The organism is Halorubrum sp. SP9 (assembly GCF_005435015.1).
Classification (GTDB): Archaea; Halobacteriota; Halobacteria; order Halobacteriales; family Haloferacaceae; genus Halorubrum; species Halorubrum sodomense.
Genome location: NZ_SGXU01000800.1, coordinates 1 through 213, shown reverse-complemented (window position 1 = coordinate 213; position 213 = coordinate 1). Strand labels below are relative to the sequence as shown.

The 213-nt window shown below is 66.7% G+C and carries 1 pseudogene; it reads left to right on the top strand.

The features are described 5' to 3' along the window. Window positions 1–213, top strand: a pseudogene (locus EXE45_RS19350) (ATPase domain-containing protein); the annotation flags it as partial.

Genomic DNA, 213 nt, shown 5'->3' with positions numbered 1-213 from the left:
ACCAGGTCCGGAAGCAGGTGGTCGGATTCATGCGGTTCCTGAAAGACCGGGACGCGACGGTGCTGTTCACCGTCCAGAACACCGACTCGCTGCCGACGGACGACCTGGAGTTCATCACCGACGGGACGATTCGACTGGACGCGACGCGGTCCGGCACGACGGTCCGCGTCCCGAAGTTCCGCGGGTCGGCGACGCAGAGCGGCGATCACGCCT